This is a genomic window from Curtobacterium pomorum, from assembly GCF_044497295.1.
Taxonomy (GTDB): domain Bacteria; phylum Actinomycetota; class Actinomycetes; order Actinomycetales; family Microbacteriaceae; genus Curtobacterium.
Map to the genome: position 1 here is coordinate 17,273 of NZ_CP172409.1, position 15,609 is coordinate 32,881.

Annotated in this window: 14 protein-coding genes and 1 tRNA gene; 6 read left to right on the forward strand and 9 right to left on the reverse strand. The window is 70.7% G+C overall.

The genetic code is table 11. The features are described 5' to 3' along the window. Positions 1-58: 58 nt before the first annotated feature. Genes ACGH48_RS00085 through ACGH48_RS00110 form a run of 6 tightly spaced genes read right to left on the reverse strand, consistent with a single transcriptional unit; the run spans position 59 to position 7,323 of the window. On the reverse strand, positions 59-1,843 hold the full coding sequence (locus ACGH48_RS00085) for a protein kinase (RefSeq protein ID WP_396289725.1): 1,785 nt from the start codon (positions 1,841-1,843) through the stop codon (positions 59-61). Further along, positions 1,840-3,294: a penicillin-binding protein 2 gene (locus ACGH48_RS00090; RefSeq protein ID WP_123311266.1), complete on the reverse strand. Its 1,455-nt coding sequence runs from the start codon at positions 3,292-3,294 to the stop codon at positions 1,840-1,842. Before ACGH48_RS00090 ends, ACGH48_RS00085 begins: the two co-directional genes overlap by 4 nt. After that, complete coding sequence (locus tag ACGH48_RS00095; RefSeq protein ID WP_396289726.1) at positions 3,291-4,733, reverse strand: FtsW/RodA/SpoVE family cell cycle protein; 1,443 nt, start codon at positions 4,731-4,733, stop codon at positions 3,291-3,293. Before ACGH48_RS00095 ends, ACGH48_RS00090 begins: the two co-directional genes overlap by 4 nt. Next, on the reverse strand, positions 4,730-6,088 hold the full coding sequence (locus tag ACGH48_RS00100; RefSeq protein ID WP_123311262.1) for a Stp1/IreP family PP2C-type Ser/Thr phosphatase: 1,359 nt from the start codon (positions 6,086-6,088) through the stop codon (positions 4,730-4,732). Before ACGH48_RS00100 ends, ACGH48_RS00095 begins: the two co-directional genes overlap by 4 nt. Positions 6,089-6,094: 6 nt before the next feature. Continuing rightward, on the reverse strand, positions 6,095-6,646 hold the full coding sequence (locus ACGH48_RS00105; RefSeq protein WP_123311260.1) for an FHA domain-containing protein: 552 nt from the start codon (positions 6,644-6,646) through the stop codon (positions 6,095-6,097). Then, on the reverse strand, positions 6,643-7,323 hold the full coding sequence (locus tag ACGH48_RS00110; protein WP_123292929.1) for a DUF3662 and FHA domain-containing protein: 681 nt from the start codon (positions 7,321-7,323) through the stop codon (positions 6,643-6,645). Before ACGH48_RS00110 ends, ACGH48_RS00105 begins: the two co-directional genes overlap by 4 nt. Positions 7,324-7,409: 86 nt before the next feature. Between ACGH48_RS00110 and ACGH48_RS00115 the strand changes: the two genes are divergently transcribed. Then, positions 7,410-7,496 (forward strand) — tRNA-Leu (locus tag ACGH48_RS00115). Positions 7,497-7,582: 86 nt separating this feature from the next. On the opposite strand, the gene ACGH48_RS00120 is transcribed toward ACGH48_RS00115, so the two are convergent. Then, the gene (locus ACGH48_RS00120; RefSeq protein WP_123311258.1) at positions 7,583-8,062 is read right to left on the reverse strand and encodes a hypothetical protein; all 480 of its coding nucleotides are present in this window, start codon (positions 8,060-8,062) and stop codon (positions 7,583-7,585) included. Positions 8,063-8,120: 58 nt separating this feature from the next. Between ACGH48_RS00120 and ACGH48_RS00125 the strand changes: the two genes are divergently transcribed. After that, a complete protein-coding gene (locus ACGH48_RS00125; protein ID WP_396289728.1) occupies positions 8,121-8,807 on the forward strand; it encodes an NUDIX domain-containing protein in 687 nt (228 codons plus the stop codon). Here ACGH48_RS00125 and ACGH48_RS00130 read toward each other — a convergent pair. Together ACGH48_RS00130 and ACGH48_RS00135 are read right to left on the reverse strand one after the other, a co-directional pair. Then, on the reverse strand, positions 8,790-9,407 hold the full coding sequence (locus ACGH48_RS00130; RefSeq protein WP_123311254.1) for a TetR/AcrR family transcriptional regulator: 618 nt from the start codon (positions 9,405-9,407) through the stop codon (positions 8,790-8,792). The two genes, ACGH48_RS00125 and ACGH48_RS00130, sit on opposite strands and share 18 nt — an antisense overlap. Positions 9,408-9,427: 20 nt before the next feature. After that, complete coding sequence (locus ACGH48_RS00135) at positions 9,428-10,963, reverse strand: PucR family transcriptional regulator (protein ID WP_222658983.1); 1,536 nt, start codon at positions 10,961-10,963, stop codon at positions 9,428-9,430. Positions 10,964-11,055: 92 nt separating this feature from the next. Between ACGH48_RS00135 and gabT the strand changes: the two genes are divergently transcribed. From gabT to ACGH48_RS00155, 4 genes are read left to right on the forward strand one after another with little or no spacing between them, the layout of a single operon-like run. After that, positions 11,056-12,417 carry a 4-aminobutyrate--2-oxoglutarate transaminase gene (gene gabT / locus ACGH48_RS00140; RefSeq protein ID WP_123311250.1) on the forward strand — a complete coding sequence of 454 codons (1,362 nt, stop codon included), beginning with the start codon at positions 11,056-11,058 and terminating at the stop codon, positions 12,415-12,417. Next, positions 12,414-13,946 carry an NAD-dependent succinate-semialdehyde dehydrogenase gene (locus tag ACGH48_RS00145; protein WP_396289729.1) on the forward strand — a complete coding sequence of 511 codons (1,533 nt, stop codon included), beginning with the start codon at positions 12,414-12,416 and terminating at the stop codon, positions 13,944-13,946. Before gabT ends, ACGH48_RS00145 begins: the two co-directional genes overlap by 4 nt. Continuing rightward, complete coding sequence (locus ACGH48_RS00150) at positions 13,943-15,331, forward strand: flavin monoamine oxidase family protein (protein WP_396289730.1); 1,389 nt, start codon at positions 13,943-13,945, stop codon at positions 15,329-15,331. Before ACGH48_RS00145 ends, ACGH48_RS00150 begins: the two co-directional genes overlap by 4 nt. A 36-nt stretch (positions 15,332-15,367) precedes the next feature. Then, positions 15,368-15,529 (forward strand): hypothetical protein, encoded by a 162-nt coding sequence (locus ACGH48_RS00155; RefSeq protein ID WP_185021274.1) that lies wholly within the window; start codon positions 15,368-15,370, stop codon positions 15,527-15,529. Positions 15,530-15,609: the final 80 nt, after the last annotated feature.

Consider the following 15,609-nt stretch of genomic DNA (forward strand, 5'->3'; position numbering starts at 1 on the left):
GGGAGGGGTCGACCGAACCGTTACCGAACGGTGTCGACAGTCCCCGTCCGGGGGTCGTTCAGTTGCCGTCCATCGGGGCGTCGGTGGGGTCGATGCCGTCGTTCGGGTCCGTCGTGGGCTCCTCGGTGGGCTCGGTCCAGGTGACCTGCGCAGCCTCCGAAGAATTCGACACCGCTGATCCACCGCCGACGGACGCGCACGCAACCGTGTACGTGAAAGTGGTCGGTGCGCCGGGTGTGGCGGCGGCGATCGTCACGGCCGTGCCGGTTGTCGAACCTTCGCTGCTGCCGTTCGAAACGACCGTCCCGTTCGTCACCGTGTACGCGTACGTCGTCTTGCTGGTGTATCCAGTGGGGCACTTCTCGTAGGTGGGCCAGGTAAAGGTCACACGCCCTGATTCGGACACCGCTCCGGGCGTCGCAGCATCGGGTGCATCTGGTGTCGGGATGGCTTTGTACGCCTTGATGGAGATCGTCGTCCCAGGCTCGAGACTTCCCTCTGGTGTGAGGGATTGAACGGTCCCAACGAGATCCTCTGAAGGTGCGTTGTCGCCGTCCGTGACGTTGACGGTGAATCCTTGAGCCCGAAGTTGATTAGCGACGTCTTGGGCGTCCTGGCCGTTGTAATCCGAGGCGTTGACCGTGATCCGGGTGTCGACCGGCGTCTCGGACGGCGTCTCGGACGGCGTCGTCGACGGACGCGGGGTCCTCGTCGCGGACTTCGACGGGGTCGGGTCCGGCTCGGCCGCACCGTTCAGGGCGAAGGCTCCGACGACGCCGGCGATCGCGAGCACGACGACGATGCCGACGACCCACCAGATCCAGGCGCGCTTCTTCTTCGGTTCCTCGGGGTCTTCCGTCGCCGGGGAGCGCGGTCCGACGGGTCCACCGGCACCGCCGGCGGCCGCACCGGACTGGGTGCCGAGCAGTGCCGTGGCAGCGTCGTTGCCCTGCCCCTGCGGCGGGTTGAACGCCACGGTGCCGCCCTGCGCGATGGCGGGGACGGCCACGGTGGCCGCCGCGACGTCACCACGACGGAGCGCCTGTGCAGCACGCGCCAGGTTGGCGGCGGTCGCGGGACGATCGGCGGGCTTCTTCGCGATGCACGAGATCACGAGCGCCGCGACGGGCTCGGGGATGTCCCCGGGCAGCGCCGGCGGCTGCTCGTTGATGTGCGCCATCGCGATGGCGACCTGCGACTCGCCCGTGAAGGGACGGCGGCCCGCCAGGCACTCGTACGCGACGATGCCGAGCGAGTAGATGTCGGTCGACGGCGACGCCGGGTGTCCGCTCGCCTGTTCCGGCGAGAGGTACTGCACGGTGCCCATGACCTGGCCGGTCGCGGTGAGCGGGACCTGGTCGGCGATGCGTGCGATGCCGAAGTCGGTGATCTTGACGCGGCCGTCCGGCGTGATGAGCAGGTTGCCGGGCTTGATGTCGCGGTGCACGAGACCGACCGCGTGGGCGGCCTGCAGGGCGTTCGCGGTCTGCGCGACGATGTCCAGGACCTTGTCGACCGGCAGCGTGTGCTCGCGCTCGATCATGGTCGAGAGCGCTTCGCCGGGGACGAGCTCCATCACGAGGTAGGCGCTGCCGTCCTCTTCGCCGTAGTCGAAGACGTTGGCGATGCCCTCGTGGTTGACGAGCGCAGCGTGGCGGGCCTCGGCGCGGAAGCGCTCGAGGAACCCGGGGTCGCCGAGGTACTCGTCCTTGAGGATCTTGAGTGCGACGGTTCGGCCGATGACGAGGTCGGTGGCCTGCCACACCTCTCCCATGCCGCCGATGGCGACCCGGGACGAGAGCTGGTACCGCCCACCGAAGGTGAGTCCGCTGGTGGGTCTCATTTGTTCAGCACCGCCTCCATGACTTTCTTCGCGACCGGGGCCGCGACTGTGTTGCCGACTCCCGACTGACCGAGCCCGCCGCCGTCTCCGACGACGACCGCCACGGCGACCTCCGGGTCCTTCGCGGGCGCGAACCCGGTGAACCAGAGGGTGTAGGGATCGCCTGTTCCGCCCTCGGCCGTGCCCGTCTTCCCTGCGACGTCGACACCGTCGATCTTGGCATTCGTTCCGGTCCCGGCGTTCACGACGCTCTGCATGGCCTCGGTGAGGTCAGCGGACTCGGAGGAGGACAGCGGATCACTGTACTGCCTCGGGGAGAAGGACTCGACCGTCTTCAGGTCGCTCGTGGTGATCGAGTCGACCAGCGAGGGCTGCATGACCTTGCCGCCGTTCGCGATGCCGGCCGACACCATGGCCATCTGCAGCGGGGACACCCGGACGCTCGCCTGGCCGAACGCGCTCAGCATGAGCTGCGCCGTGGAGTCGACCTCGGGGTACTGGCTGGCGGTCGCGGACATCGGGACCTCGATGGCGTCACCGAAGCCGTACTTGTCGGCCATGCTCTTGATCGCGTCGTACCCGAGCTTCTGCCCGAGCTCGGCGAACGGGATGTTGCACGAGTACTGGATGGCCGTGCGGAGCTTGACCTTGTCGCCGCCGCCGCACGTGCCGCCCTCGGCGTTGTTGATGTACGAGCTCGTACCGGGGAGCTGCAGGCGCGAGGGGTTCGGGAACGTCGAGTCGAGGTTGTACTTCCCGCCCTCGAGCGCCGCTGATGCCACGACGAGCTTGAAGACGGATCCGGGCGTGTAGAGGTCGCCGCCGATCGCACGGTTCTGCAGCGGGGACGACGAGGCGCCGAGCAGGGCGTCGTACTGCTCCTTGACCTTCGCGGTGTCGTGCGAGGTGAGCGTGTTCGGGTCGTAGCTCGGCTTCGACACCATGGCGAGGATCTTGCCGGTCTTCGGCTGGATCGCGACCACGGCGCCGCTGTTCGAGCCGAGGGCGTCGTACGCGGCCTGCTGCACGGCGGGGTCGATCGTCAGGTTGACGTTGTCGCCCTGGACGTCCTGGCCGGTGAGGATCGAGTTGAGGTTCTGGAAGAAGGAGGCGTCCGAGTTGCCGGACAGCACGGTGTTCTCCGCGCTCTCGATGCCGGTGTTGCCCTGACCGATGGTGAAGTACCCGGTGACGGCCGAGTACAGGTCGCCGTTCGTGTACTTGCGCTGGTACTCGTACTGGTCGTCCACGGGGGTCGACTCGGCGATCGGGCTGCCGTCGACGAGGATCGCACCGCGCTTGGTCGAGTAACTGTCCAAGATGGTTCGTGAGTTGCGGGAGTCGGCGCGGAGCGTGTCCGCCGAGAAGAACTGGATCGAGGTCGTCGACACGAAGAGTGCGACGAACATGAGCACGATGACGGTCGAGACACCGCGGAGCTGTCGGTTCATCGACGACGCTCCTTCCTGGTCGCGCGCGCAGACCGCCCGCTCGCGGCGGGGATCGCACCCTGCTGGACGCGTTGTTCGGCTGGGATGGAATCGGTGAGTCGCAGCAGCATCGCGGCGATGATCCAGTTGGCGATGAGCGAGGAACCACCCGCTGCCATGAAGGGCGTGGTCAGGCCCGTCACCGGGATGATCCGGGTGATGCCGCCGACGACGACGAAGACCTGCAGCGCGATGATGAAGCCGAAGCCCACACCGAGCAGCTTGCCGAAGTCGTCCTGGGCCATGAACGCCACGCGCAGGCCCCGCGACGCCAGGACGATGAAGAGCGCGAGGATCGCGAAGACACCGATCAGCCCGAGCTCCTCGCCGAGCGAGGCGACGATGTAGTCGGCGTTGGCCACCGGCGTGATGTACGGGCGACCCTGCCCGAGACCGGTGCCCGTGATCCCGCCGTTCGCGAAGCCGAACAGGCCCTGCACGAGCTGGTAGCTCGCCTGGGTGTCGCGGCTGAAGACCTCTTGGTTGAAGGGGTCGAGCCACTGCTCGAACCGACCGTGCACGTACTCGAGGGCGCTCTGCGCGACCAGGGCACCGCCGACGAACAGTGCGAGGCCGATGATGACCCAGCTGATGCGCGCGGTCGCGACGTAGATCATCACGAGGAACAGGCCGAAGTACAGCAGCGCCGTGCCGAGGTCGCGCTGGAAGACGAGGACCGCCATCGCGGCGCCCCACATCACCAGGATCGGGCCGAGGTCGCGGGCCCGCGGGAACGTCATGCCGAGGAACTTCTTGCCGACGATCGACAGCGAGTCGCGTGCGGTGACGAGGTACCCGGCGAAGAACAGCGCCATGGTGATCTTCGCGAGCTCGCCGGGCTGGAACGAGAACGGGCCGATCTTGATCCAGACCCGCGCGCCACCGATGTTCGTGCCGATCCCGGGCAGCATCGGCAGGAGCAGCAGGACGATCGTCAGCGCCATGAAGATGTACCGGTACCGCTGCAGGAACCGGTGGTTGCGGACGGCGACGAGCGTGATGATCGCCAGGACCATCGCGAGCATCGTCCAGACGATCTGCTTCACGCCGATGGCGTCCCAGCCGGACAGGCCGTTGTGGACGTCGATGCGGTAGATCTCGGCGATGCCGATGCCGTTCAGCACCAGCGCGATCGGCAGGATGAACGGGTCGGCGTTCTTCGCGACGACCCGCAGCACCACGTGCATCACGAGCCCGAGGCCGAGGATGCCCCCGCCGACCCAGAGCACCGAGGTGTCGAAGAGCCGACCCTTCGTGCCGAGCTGCACGAGGACCATCGCGCCGGCGCAGATGCCGCAGGCGATGACGAGGAGCACGAGCTCGAGGTTCCGAGCGCGTGCGGGTTCACGGAGCTTGATCGTGATCGCCTGGGTGAACGACTGGGCGGTGGCGTTGCTCATCGCGAGCCCCGTGTCGGGGACGGCGAGGGCGTCGACGACCGGGTCGGGGACGGCGAGGGCGAGGAGGTGGACCCGCCGTCGCCGCCGGTGCCGGCTTGGTCCTGCCCGGTCTCGGCGGCCTTGCGGAGTCGGTCGACGATGTCGCGCGCGTCACCGAGCGACTGCGCGTTGATCGTCGAGCGGACGTTCTCGCGGGTGTAGTCCGGCAGCATCGACACGGTGATGTCGGTGTCCTCGTAGACGTCCGACAGCGCCAGTGGGCCGATCGACTGCTGGACGCCCTTGTAGATCGCGACGGTGCCCCGGTCGGTGCCGACGTAGTAGTGGTCCTGCGTGATCCGCCAGCCGACGAACACCGCGCCGACGAGCACGGCGACGGCGACCACGAGCGCGACGGTCCACGACACCCGGCGTCGGATGCGGCGTCGGCGGTCCTCGGCGATGAGCTCCGCGAAGAACTGGTCGGACTCCGGCTCGAAGTGCGAGTCCTCGGGCGCGGTGGTCACCTTGAGCGGGTGCAGCAGGATCGTGGGGAGGCGGATCGGCTTGCGGCCGGTCGACGCCTCGAAGGTCAGGGGAGCAGCCGCGGACCCGACGGTGGTGGCCGCGTCGTCATCGTCGTCGACCTCGTCCGCGGTGACGTCCATGACGACGACGGTGACGTTGTCGGGGGCGCCGTGGTCGAGGGTCTCCTTGACGAGGCGCTGGGTGACCTGGTTGGCGTCCATGTTCGACGCCAGGGCGTGGCGGATGCGTTCCTCGGCCAGGTACGACGACAGGCCGTCGGAGCACAGCAGCCAGCGGTCGCCCGGCTGGATGTCCATGATCGCGGTGTCGACCTCCGGTGCGGCGTCGACGTCACCGAGCACGCGCATGAGCACCGAGCGGCGGGGGTGGACCGCTGCTTCTTCCGGGGTGATCCGGCCGCTGTCGACCAGGCGCTGCACGAAGGTGTGGTCCGACGTGATCTGCTGCAGCTCGCCGTCGCGGTGCCGGTAGATGCGCGAGTCGCCGATGTGCGCGATCGCGATCTGCTCGCCGACCCGGATCATCGCGGACACCGTGGTGCCCATGCCGGTGAGTTCCTGGTGCTCGAACACCGTCTCGGTGATGAGCTGGTTCGCCGCGATCAACGCCGACTGCAACGCGAACTCGGCGTCGTGCGCCGACGGGAACTCGCGGTCGACCTCGCGGATGCGCCGGATCGCGATCGCCGAGGCGACGTCGCCGCCGGCGTGCCCGCCCATGCCGTCCGCGACCGCGAACAGGTGCGCCCCGGCGTAGCCGGAGTCCTGGTTGTTCGCGCGGATGCGGCCCACGTGGGACACAGCGGCGCTCAGCGTGCGAGCGGTCATGCCGGGTTACCGCCGCAGCTCGAACGTCGTCGTCCCGATCGTGATCGGCGTGCGCTCCGCGACGATCAGGGGGGCGCTCACCTTCTGACCGTTGACGAAGGTGCCGTTCGTGGACTCGAGGTCGGTGAGGAGCCAGCCGTCGGCGCGCAGGTCGAGCCGGGCGTGGTTGGTCGAGGTGTAGTCGTCGCGGATCACGACGTTGGACTCGCTGGAGCGACCGATCGTGATCGGTCCGCCGCCGAGGGGCATCTCCATGCCCTCGCGCGCGCCCTCGGTGATCACGAGGCGCACCGCGGCCGGCGAGGCGGACTGGGTCGCGGCGGTCGGTTGCCCGATCAGGTCGGTGAACGCGCCGCCGGAGGCCGCCGCCGGCGCCGCCGCTGCGGGGATCGTCGGGGTCGTCGGGCCGGAGGGTGCCGACTTGGAATCCGTGGGGATCGTGCGCACGCGCTGGCCGAACAGATCACTGCGCAGGGCGAAGACGATCACGAAGACGAACAGCCAGAGCACCGCGAGGAACGCGAAGCGCAGGACGAGCAGGGTCAGGCCTGTGGTCATCGAGCACCTCCGTCGTTCTCCGGGATCACCCGGAACACCATACGGGTACGACCGATCTCGATGGTGGAGTCCGGCTCCACGATCGCCTGTTGGAAGTGCTGACCGTTCAGCTTCGAGCCGTTCGTCGAGCCCAGATCGGTGGCCTGGGCGTGCTTCCCGTCCCACAGGACCTCGACGTGCTTCCGGCTCGTCCCGGTGTCCGCGATCGTGATGTCCGCGTCGCTGCCGCGGCCGATCACGGTGCGTCCGCGCTGCAGGCGGTGGCGCTGCGAACCGATGTCGAGCACGGCGATCCAGGCGACGTCGCGCTGCACCGTGGTGGAGTCGATCTGCAGGATGCCCGTGGAGAGCGTGCCGTCCTGTTGCAGCCGGATGGTGACCGGTCCGGAGAACGAGTAGTTCTGTGCGACGGCGTGCTGGTGGGCCATCTGCGTGAGTTCGTCGATCAGTGGACGACCGACGTCGTTCATGCGCGTGAAGTCCGGTGGTGCCAGGCGCACGGTGAACTCGTTCGGCACCAGGATCCGCTCGCGGGACACCACGGCGGCCTTCGTGTCGAGCTCGCGGCGCAGGGCACTCGAGATCTCGACCGGCTGCACACCGGAGCGGAAGGTCTTCGCGAACGCGCCGTTCACGGCGCGCTCCAGCCCTCGCTCGAAGTTGTCCAGCAGGCCCATGTGTCTCCAGAGTCGTCGGTCGCCAACCACTGCATGGTAGTGGTTGGCGCAGGGGGCAGTCTGTGCGTGGTAGTGTTTTGGGGCTGGCGCGAGTGGCGGAATTGGTAGACGCGCACGGTTCAGGTCCGTGTGCTGGAAACGGCGTGGGGGTTCAAGTCCCCCCTCGCGCACCAGGCAAAGCGAGGAAGGCCCCGGAGGAATCCGGGGCCTTTCCTCGTTCTCGGGGGCGTGCCGTCCGGATCGGTCGGCGGGGTGCGGATCAGGTCCGGTCGGCGTCCGTCGCGTGGTCGGGATCCGGCCTGGAGGCACGGCTCGGCGCCGACACGCCGGTTCCGGAGAACCCGTGGCCGGTTCTTCCCGCACCGCTCGGTGCGAAGAACGGGCGCGCGCTGGGCAGGAAGAAGAGGACCGCGGCGACGACCGACAGCGCGATCGTCAGGAGCCCGAGTTCGCCGCTCGTGAGGCTGAGGGCAGCGCGGGCCGCGGCGACGACGACCAGCACGATGCGTGCCACCCGCGACCCGCCGGCCATGCGGACGACGGCCCAGCCGACGAGCCCCCAGACGACGACCGCGACGAGCACCGTCAGGACCGTGCCGAAGCCGGTCGTCGCCGTCCCCGCGACGAACTGCAGGACGGTCGCCACCAGGCAGACGGCGACCCAGACGAGCCAGAGCACGAACGACACGGTGACCACCTGCGGTCGGTCCGGGCGGCGGGTGAACAGGGTGCTGGTCATGGCTGCACGGTACCGGGCGTGCAGGTCGTGCGGACGGCCGCGCCGCTAGCGTGACCGGGTGACCGATGATCGTGCAGCAGCCCCCCGCCCCGGTGTCGACGTCCCCGATGCCCGGGGGCGGACCGGACTCGACGCCGTCGGCCGTGACCTCGACCGCAACCCCGACGTCGTCGTGCGGGACGTCGAGGTCGTGTCGAACGGTTGGCACGTGCTCCGTCGCACGACGCTCGACGTCCGGCGCCGGGACGGCCGGTGGGACCGGCAGCAGCGTGAGACCTACGACCGCGGGAACGGCGCCACGGTGCTGCCGTACGACGCCGAGCGCCGTACGGTCCTGCTCACCCGGCAGTTCCGGTGGCCGGCGTACGTGAACGGCCACCCCGACGGCATGCTGATCGAGGCAGCGGCGGGGCTGCTCGACGAGGACGACCCCGAGACCGCCGTCCGACGCGAGGCCGCCGAGGAGCTCGGCATCCGGCTGCGCGAACTGTCGCACGTGGCCGACGTCTTCATGAGCCCCGGTTCAGTGACCGAGCGCGTCCACTTCTACGTCGGTGCCTACACGCCGGCGGACCGGGTCGAGGCCGGCGGTGGGGTCGAGGACGAGGGCGAGGACATCGAGGTGCTCGAGCTGCCGCTCGACGAGGCGCTGGCGATGGTCGAGGACGGCCGGATCGCCGACGGCAAGACGATCATGCTGCTGCAGTGGGTGGCACTGCGGCGGGTGTCACCCGGCCAGGGCTGACGCGTCCAGGCCGACGGCGCGCGCGATCGTCGTGCGGACCAGGCCCTCGCGGGTCGGGCGGTCGAGGTAGTCGACGAGCGCGTACCCGTTGGTGGCGTCGACGAGTGCGAAGAGCAGGCGTCCGACGCCGTCAGGATCGTCGGTGCGCATCGCGCCGGCGTGCACCCCGTCGGCGACGACCGTGGTCGCGAGGAGCTGCCAGTCGTCCATGACGTCCCGTGCCGCGGTCGCCAGTGCAGCGTTCGTGCGGCCGATGCTCCACGCGTCGGCCCAGAGGGTGGCGACGTCGTCGCGTGCGGGGTCGGCGATGCAGCCGAGCAGGGTGCGGAGGCCGGAGACGGGGTCGGGGGCGTCGGTGACGATCGCGCGGACCTCGGCGACCTCGGCGTCCGCGACGGTGCGGAAGGTCTCGCCGACCAGGTCCTCCATGCTCGGGCGGTAGTGGGCGACGAGCGAGGGCGCGACCCCGATCACCGCGGCGACCCCGCGCAGGGTGACCGCCGCGAGGCCCTCGGCGCGCGCCAGGTCGACCGCGGCGGCCGTGATCTGGGCCTCGCGTTCGGCCGGGCTGAGGCGCCGGCGGGCCGGTGTCGACGGCATCGTCCCACCGTATCCGCGCGTCACGCGCCCTCGACGACGAAGGCCGCCCACAGGTCGGCCCGGGTCGCGAAGACGGAGAGGTCGCGGTCCAGGAGTCGGCCGGCGTGCTCGACCCGGGAGCGTGCGGTGTGGCGGTGGATGCCGAGCACCTGGGCGGCCCGGTCGTACTCGCAGTTCTGCTCGAGCCAGGCGCGGACGGTGCGGGTGAGCTCGGTGCCCGCTGACCGGTCGTGTTCGAGCAGGGGAGCGAGGAACGCGCGGGCGACGGCTCCCGCGTCCACGTCGACGTGGGCCAGGTGTGCGAGGACGCCCTCCCGGGCGAGGTCGCCGAACTCGGTGGTGCCCGGGCGTCCTTCGCGGCGGCGGTCGAGGGCCTGCACGGCCTCGGTGCGGGCGCGGCCGAACGAGCGGTAGGCGGCACCGTCCGACAGACCGGCGCGCAGGTCGAAGCGCCCGACGAGCTCCTCGACGATCGCGGTGTCGTCGGCGCTCACGCACAGGAAGAGCGCGTCGTCGACGGCGAAGAAGAGCTGTCCGGGCCGGTCCTGCACCCACAGTTCGAGCAGGTCGACGACGGTGTCGAGGTCCTGGTCCGCGACGTCGACGGCCGCGATCCGGACCGGTTCGGCCGGCAGCGGCCCCCACACCTCGCGCGACGTCGACTGGACCACCTCCGGATCGCCGACCGACAGCATGGTGAGGAGCCCGGTGCGCAGGAGCCCGCGTGCCCTGGCCAGCTCGCGGTTCTGCTGCAGTGCGAGGCCGGCGAGGGCGATCACGGAGGTCACGACCTCGCGTCCGGCGCGGTCGAGTGCTCCTCCGTTGGCGATCGCGAGCACGCCGCTCAGGTGGCCGCCGCTGCCGAGGGTCTGCAGCGTGAACCCGGTGTGGTGCTCGGTCGTCACCGGCAGGCTCGCCCGCTGTCCCGCACGCAACAGGCGCAGTGCCTCGGTCCGGAGCAGCTCGAGGTCCTGGTCGGGCACGCCGTCGGCCGGGTGCCCACGGTCCAGGCGCCCCGACACGTCGAAGAGTCCGACCCAGCCGTCGAGCTGCCCGGAGAGCTCGGCGATCGTGGCGCCGAGTCCGTCCGGGCGCATCGCCGCGAGCGAGATCGCCCGCTGCGCGGCGAGGGCCCAGGCGTTCCGGGCGTTCGCGTCACGGGCGACGGCTTCGGCGTTCGCCTGCGCCACCGCGATGAACGAGGTCTCGTAGGGCACCTCGAACAAGGGGAGTCCGTCCTGCTCGCAGGCGGCGACGAGGGCGTCCGGGGTGCCGGCGCGGACGACCTCGGTGCCGAAGCCGAGCGCGACGACGCCACGCTCGACGAGCCGCCGGACGTAGGGGCCTGCGACGTCCTCCGGGACCTCGGCCTCGGTGCCGAACTGGGTGCCGGTCGTCAGCAGTCCCTGCCCGTCGGCCAGGAACCGCGTCGGGTCCTCGAGGTCGGAACTGTGCAGCCACGACAGCGGGGCGTCGAGTGCGCCCGAGTCGGCATCGGTGAGCAGGCGGAGGCGGAGGTCGGCTCGGTGCAACAGGGAACGCAGCGTCGCGGGCATGCGAGCACCTTATCCACCGGGGCGATCGAAGCGGGTGCCGGTGTACACGATGGACAGCCGTCCGGGCCGCCGCAGGCTCCTACGATCGCCGCATGTCCTCCACCGCAGCACCCTCGATCAGTGCGCCCACCGGCGGCCCCTCGCTGCCCCAGGAGCGACGGCTCGTCACGGCCGTCCCCGGCCCGCGGTCACGCGAGCTCATGGCGCGGAAGGCCGGTGCTGTCGCGGCCGGGGTCGGCGTCGCCGTGCCGATCGCCGTCGTCGCTGCCGGTGGTGGGGTCGTGGTGGACGCCGACGACAACTCGTTCGTCGACCTGGGCTCGGGCATCGCCGTGACGAGCGTCGGCAACGCGCACCCCGGTGTCGTCGCCGCGGTCACCGAGCAGGTCGCTGCCTTCACCCACACGTGCTTCACGATCGCCGCCTACGACGGCTACGTCGCCGTCGCCGAGGCGCTCAACCGCCTCACCCCCGGTGACCACGAGAAGCGGACCGCCCTGTTCAACTCCGGCGCCGAAGCCGTCGAGAACGCCGTGAAGATCGCGCGCAAGCACACCGGTCGACAGGCCGTCGTGGTGTTCGACCACGCGTACCACGGTCGGACGAACCTGACGATGGCGCTCACCGCGAAGAACCAGCCGTACAAGGACGGCTTCGGACCGTTCGCGCCCGAGGTGTACCGGGTGCCGATGTCCTACCCCTTCCACGACGGACTCTCCGGTCCCGAGGCGGCGAAGCGCGCGATCAGCCAGATCGAGAAGCAGGTCGGCGCGGCGAACACCGCTGCGCTGCTCATCGAGCCGATCCAGGGTGAGGGCGGGTTCGTCGTCCCCGCACCGGGCTTCCTCGCCGCCCTGTCGGAGTGGACGACGACCAACGGCGTCGTCCTCATCGCCGACGAGGTGCAGACCGGCTTCGCGCGCACCGGGGCGATGTTCGCCAGCGAGCACGAGGGCATCGTGCCGGACGTCGTCACGACCGCGAAGGGCATGGCCGGCGGTCTGCCCCTGTCCGCCGTGACCGGTCGTGCCGAGATCATGGACTCCGCCCACGTCGGCGGGCTCGGCGGCACCTACGGCGGCAACCCGATCGCGTGCGCCGCCGCGCTCGCCGCGATCGACGCGTTCGAGCACGACGGGCTGATCGACCGCGCCCGCGAGATCGGGGACGTGCTGCTCGGACGGCTCCGGACGGCGCAGACGACCGACCCACGGATCGGTGACGTCCGCGGACGCGGCGCGATGGTCGCGATGGAACTCGTGGACCCCGCGACCGGCGAACCGGACGCCGCACTGACCGGGAAGGTGGTGCGGCACGCGTTCGAGCACGGTGTCATCGCGCTGACCGCCGGCACGTACGGCAACGTCGTCCGGTTCCTGCCCCCACTGTCGATCGACGACGCCCTGCTCCACGAGGGACTCGACGTCGTCCTGGAAGGACTCGCAACAGCATGACCACCGTCACCACCACCGCCCCCGCGGCCGACCGCACCGACGCCGAACGCGAGCTGCTCGCGCGCGTCCCCACGGGCCTCCTGGTCGACGGCATCTGGCAGCCGGCGGCCGACGGCCGGACCTTCGCCGTCGTCGACCCCGCCACCGGCGAGACGCTGCTCGACATCGCCGACGCAACCCCCGAAGACGGTGTCCGAGCCCTCGACGCCGCGGAAGCAGCCAAGACCGGCTGGGCGACCACGCCGCCGCGACAGCGCGCCGAGTTGTTGCGGCGCGCGTTCGACCTGCTCCAGGAACGACGGGAGGACTTCGCGCTGCTCATGACGCTCGAGATGGGCAAGCCGCTCGCCGAGGCCCGCGGCGAGGTCGCCTACGGCGGTGAGTTCCTGCGCTGGTTCTCGGAGGAGGCCGTCCGGATCGGCGGCTCGTACGGGGTCAACCCGGAGGGCACCGGCCGCGCCACCGTCTCGCACAAGCCCGTCGGTCCCGCGTTCCTGATCACGCCGTGGAACTTCCCACTGGCGATGGCGACGCGGAAGATCGCACCGGCGCTCGCCGCCGGCTGCACGGTCGTCGTGAAGCCGGCCGAACTGACGCCGCTCACGACCCTGCTCTTCGTCGACCTGCTGCGCGAGGTCGGACTGCCCGCCGGCGTGGTCAACGTGGTGCCGACCACCCGCGCCGCCGACGTCTCCGGGCCGGTGATCGCCGACCCCAGGCTCCGGAAGCTGTCCTTCACGGGCTCGACGCCGGTCGGACGCACGCTGCTCGCCCAGGCGGCGCAGAACGTGCTCCGGACGAGCATGGAGCTCGGCGGCAACGCCCCGTTCCTGGTGTTCGCCGACGCCGACCTCGACCTGGCCGTGGAGGGCGCGCTCGCCGCGAAGTTCCGCAACACCGGGCAGGCCTGCACCGCCGCGAACCGGTTCCTGGTGCACGAGGACGTCGTCGACGAGTTCGCCCGCCGGGTCACCGCACGCGTCGAGGCCATGCGGGTCGGACGCGGCACCGAGGACGGTGTCGCCATCGGACCGCTCATCGACGACCGCGCCGTCGACAAGGCGCACCGCCTGGTCACCGACGCGCTCGACCGCGGGGCGACGCTCCGCACCGGCGGTCACCCGGTCGACGGCCCCGGCACCTTCTACGCGCCCACGGTCCTGACCGACGTGCAGCCCGGCAGCGACCTGCTCCGCGACGAGATCTTCGGTCCCGTCCTGGCGATCCGGACCTTCCGCACCGAGGACGAGGCCGTGGCCGCCGCCAACGACACCGAGTACGGTCTGGTCGGCTACGCGTTCACCGAGGACCCGGCTCGCGGCCAGCGCCTCATGGAGCGCCTCGAGACCGGCATGCTCGGACTCAACACCGGTGTCGTCTCGAACGCGTCGGCCCCGTTCGGCGGGGTGAAGCAGTCCGGCCTCGGTCGCGAGGGCGGCGGCGAGGGCATCGCCGAGTACCTCGAGACCATGTACACGCTGACCCCGGACCCGTTCCGGAGCACCACCACCGAAGGAGCAGCACGATGATCGAGAGCGACGTCGTCGTCATCGGAGCCGGTGTGACCGGCCTGACCGCCGCGAACCGCCTGCGCGCGGCGGGGCTCACCGTCACGGTGCTCGAGGCACGCGACCGCGTGGGCGGGAGAACCTGGACCAACGACATCGACGGCGTCACGCTCGAGATCGGCGGCCAGTGGGTCTCGCCCGACCAGACCGCGCTGCTCGAGACCCTCGACGAACTCGGACTCGACACCTACGACCGGTACCGCGAGGGCTCCAGTGTCTACGTCGACGCCGCGGGCACCCGCACCGAGTACACCGGCGACATCTTCCCGCTGCCCGAGGCGACGGCGAACGAGATCGAGCGACTCGTGACGGTCGTCGACGAGTACGTCGCGGCGGTCGATCCCGCACGACCCTGGGAGTCCCCGGACGCCGCGGCACTGGACGAGACCTCGTTCCGGGCCTGGCTGCACACGCTCAGCCCGGACCGCGTCGCCACCGACAACGTCGAGCTGTTCATCGCGGGTGCCATGCTCACGAAGCCCGCGCACGCGTTCTCGGCACTGCAGGCACTGCTGATGGCCGCCTCCGCCGGCAGCTTCGCGAACCTGGTCGACGCCGACTTCATCCTGGACAAGCGGGTCGTCGGCGGGATGCAGCAGGTGTCCGAGCGGCTCGCCGAGCGCCTCGGTGACGCCGTGCACCTGAACGCGCCGGTGCGCACCCTGCGCTGGACCGACGAGGGCGTCGTCGCGCTCGCCGACGGCGGCCTCGAGGTGCACGCCCGGCAGGCGCTCGTCGCCGTGCCGCCGCCCCTGTACTCGCGGATCTCGTACGAGCCGCCGCTGCCCCGTCGCCAGCACCAGCTGCACCAGCACCTGTCGATGGGCTTCGTCATCAAGGTGCACGCCGTCTACGACCGGCCGTTCTGGCGCGGCGCCGGGCTCTCCGGCACCGCGTTCAGCCCCTACGAGGTCGTGCACGAGGCGTACGACAACACCGAGCACGGGTCGGAGCAGGGCACGTTGGTCGGGTTCGTCTCCGACCAGCACGCCGACGACCTGTTCACGCTGTCGGCCGAGGAACGGAAGGCCCGGGTGCTCGGCTCGCTCGCGCACTACTACGGCGACGAGGCCCTGCGCCCGGTCGTGTACTACGAGAGCGACTGGGGCACCGAGGAGTGGACCCGTGGCGCCTACGCGGCGAGCTTCGACCTGGGCGGTCTCGTCCGTTACGGCGCCGACCAGCGTGCTGCCGTCGGTCCGATCCGGTTCGCGTCGAGCGACCTGGCCGGGCAGGGGTACCAGCACGTCGACGGCGCGGTGCGGATCGGGCGCGAGGTCGCCGACGAGATCCTCGCCGTGACCCCGGTCAGCGCCGGCGCGGGCGCTGCCGGCTCGTCCGTCTGAACGGGCGCAGCGACGGCCGCGCGTAGCGTCCGGTCCATGAGCGACACGACGGCGAACGGGTCCAGCGACCCCACGAAGGACCAGGAGCAGTACACCGAGGACCTGCCGGACGGGTCGCCCACGGGCGACGCGACGAAGGACCCCGCGCAGGACAGCGACACGGACTCCGGCGGCGAGCCCGCCGACCCCCAGCAGTAGCGGCGACCGACGAGCAGACGGGAGGCCCGTGGCGAGACCGCCACGGGCCTCCCGTCCGTCGTGGAGCCGAGTCGAGAGCG

Coding starts and splice junctions, on each gene's coding strand:
- ACGH48_RS00085 (WP_396289725.1), bottom strand. CDS start 1,843: ATGAGACCCACCAGCGGACTCACCTTCGGTGGGCGGTACCAGCTCTCG.
- ACGH48_RS00090 (WP_123311266.1), bottom strand. CDS start 3,294: ATGAACCGACAGCTCCGCGGTGTCTCGACCGTCATCGTGCTCATGTTC.
- ACGH48_RS00095 (WP_396289726.1), bottom strand. CDS start 4,733: ATGAGCAACGCCACCGCCCAGTCGTTCACCCAGGCGATCACGATCAAG.
- ACGH48_RS00100 (WP_123311262.1), bottom strand. CDS start 6,088: ATGACCGCTCGCACGCTGAGCGCCGCTGTGTCCCACGTGGGCCGCATC.
- ACGH48_RS00105 (WP_123311260.1), bottom strand. CDS start 6,646: ATGACCACAGGCCTGACCCTGCTCGTCCTGCGCTTCGCGTTCCTCGCG.
- ACGH48_RS00110 (WP_123292929.1), bottom strand. CDS start 7,323: ATGGGCCTGCTGGACAACTTCGAGCGAGGGCTGGAGCGCGCCGTGAAC.
- ACGH48_RS00120 (WP_123311258.1), bottom strand. CDS start 8,062: ATGACCAGCACCCTGTTCACCCGCCGCCCGGACCGACCGCAGGTGGTC.
- ACGH48_RS00130 (WP_123311254.1), bottom strand. CDS start 9,407: ATGCCGTCGACACCGGCCCGCCGGCGCCTCAGCCCGGCCGAACGCGAG.
- ACGH48_RS00135 (WP_222658983.1), bottom strand. CDS start 10,963: ATGCCCGCGACGCTGCGTTCCCTGTTGCACCGAGCCGACCTCCGCCTC.
- gabT (WP_123311250.1), top strand. CDS start 11,056: ATGTCCTCCACCGCAGCACCCTCGATCAGTGCGCCCACCGGCGGCCCC.
- ACGH48_RS00145 (WP_396289729.1), top strand. CDS start 12,414: ATGACCACCGTCACCACCACCGCCCCCGCGGCCGACCGCACCGACGCC.
- ACGH48_RS00150 (WP_396289730.1), top strand. CDS start 13,943: ATGATCGAGAGCGACGTCGTCGTCATCGGAGCCGGTGTGACCGGCCTG.
- ACGH48_RS00155 (WP_185021274.1), top strand. CDS start 15,368: ATGAGCGACACGACGGCGAACGGGTCCAGCGACCCCACGAAGGACCAG.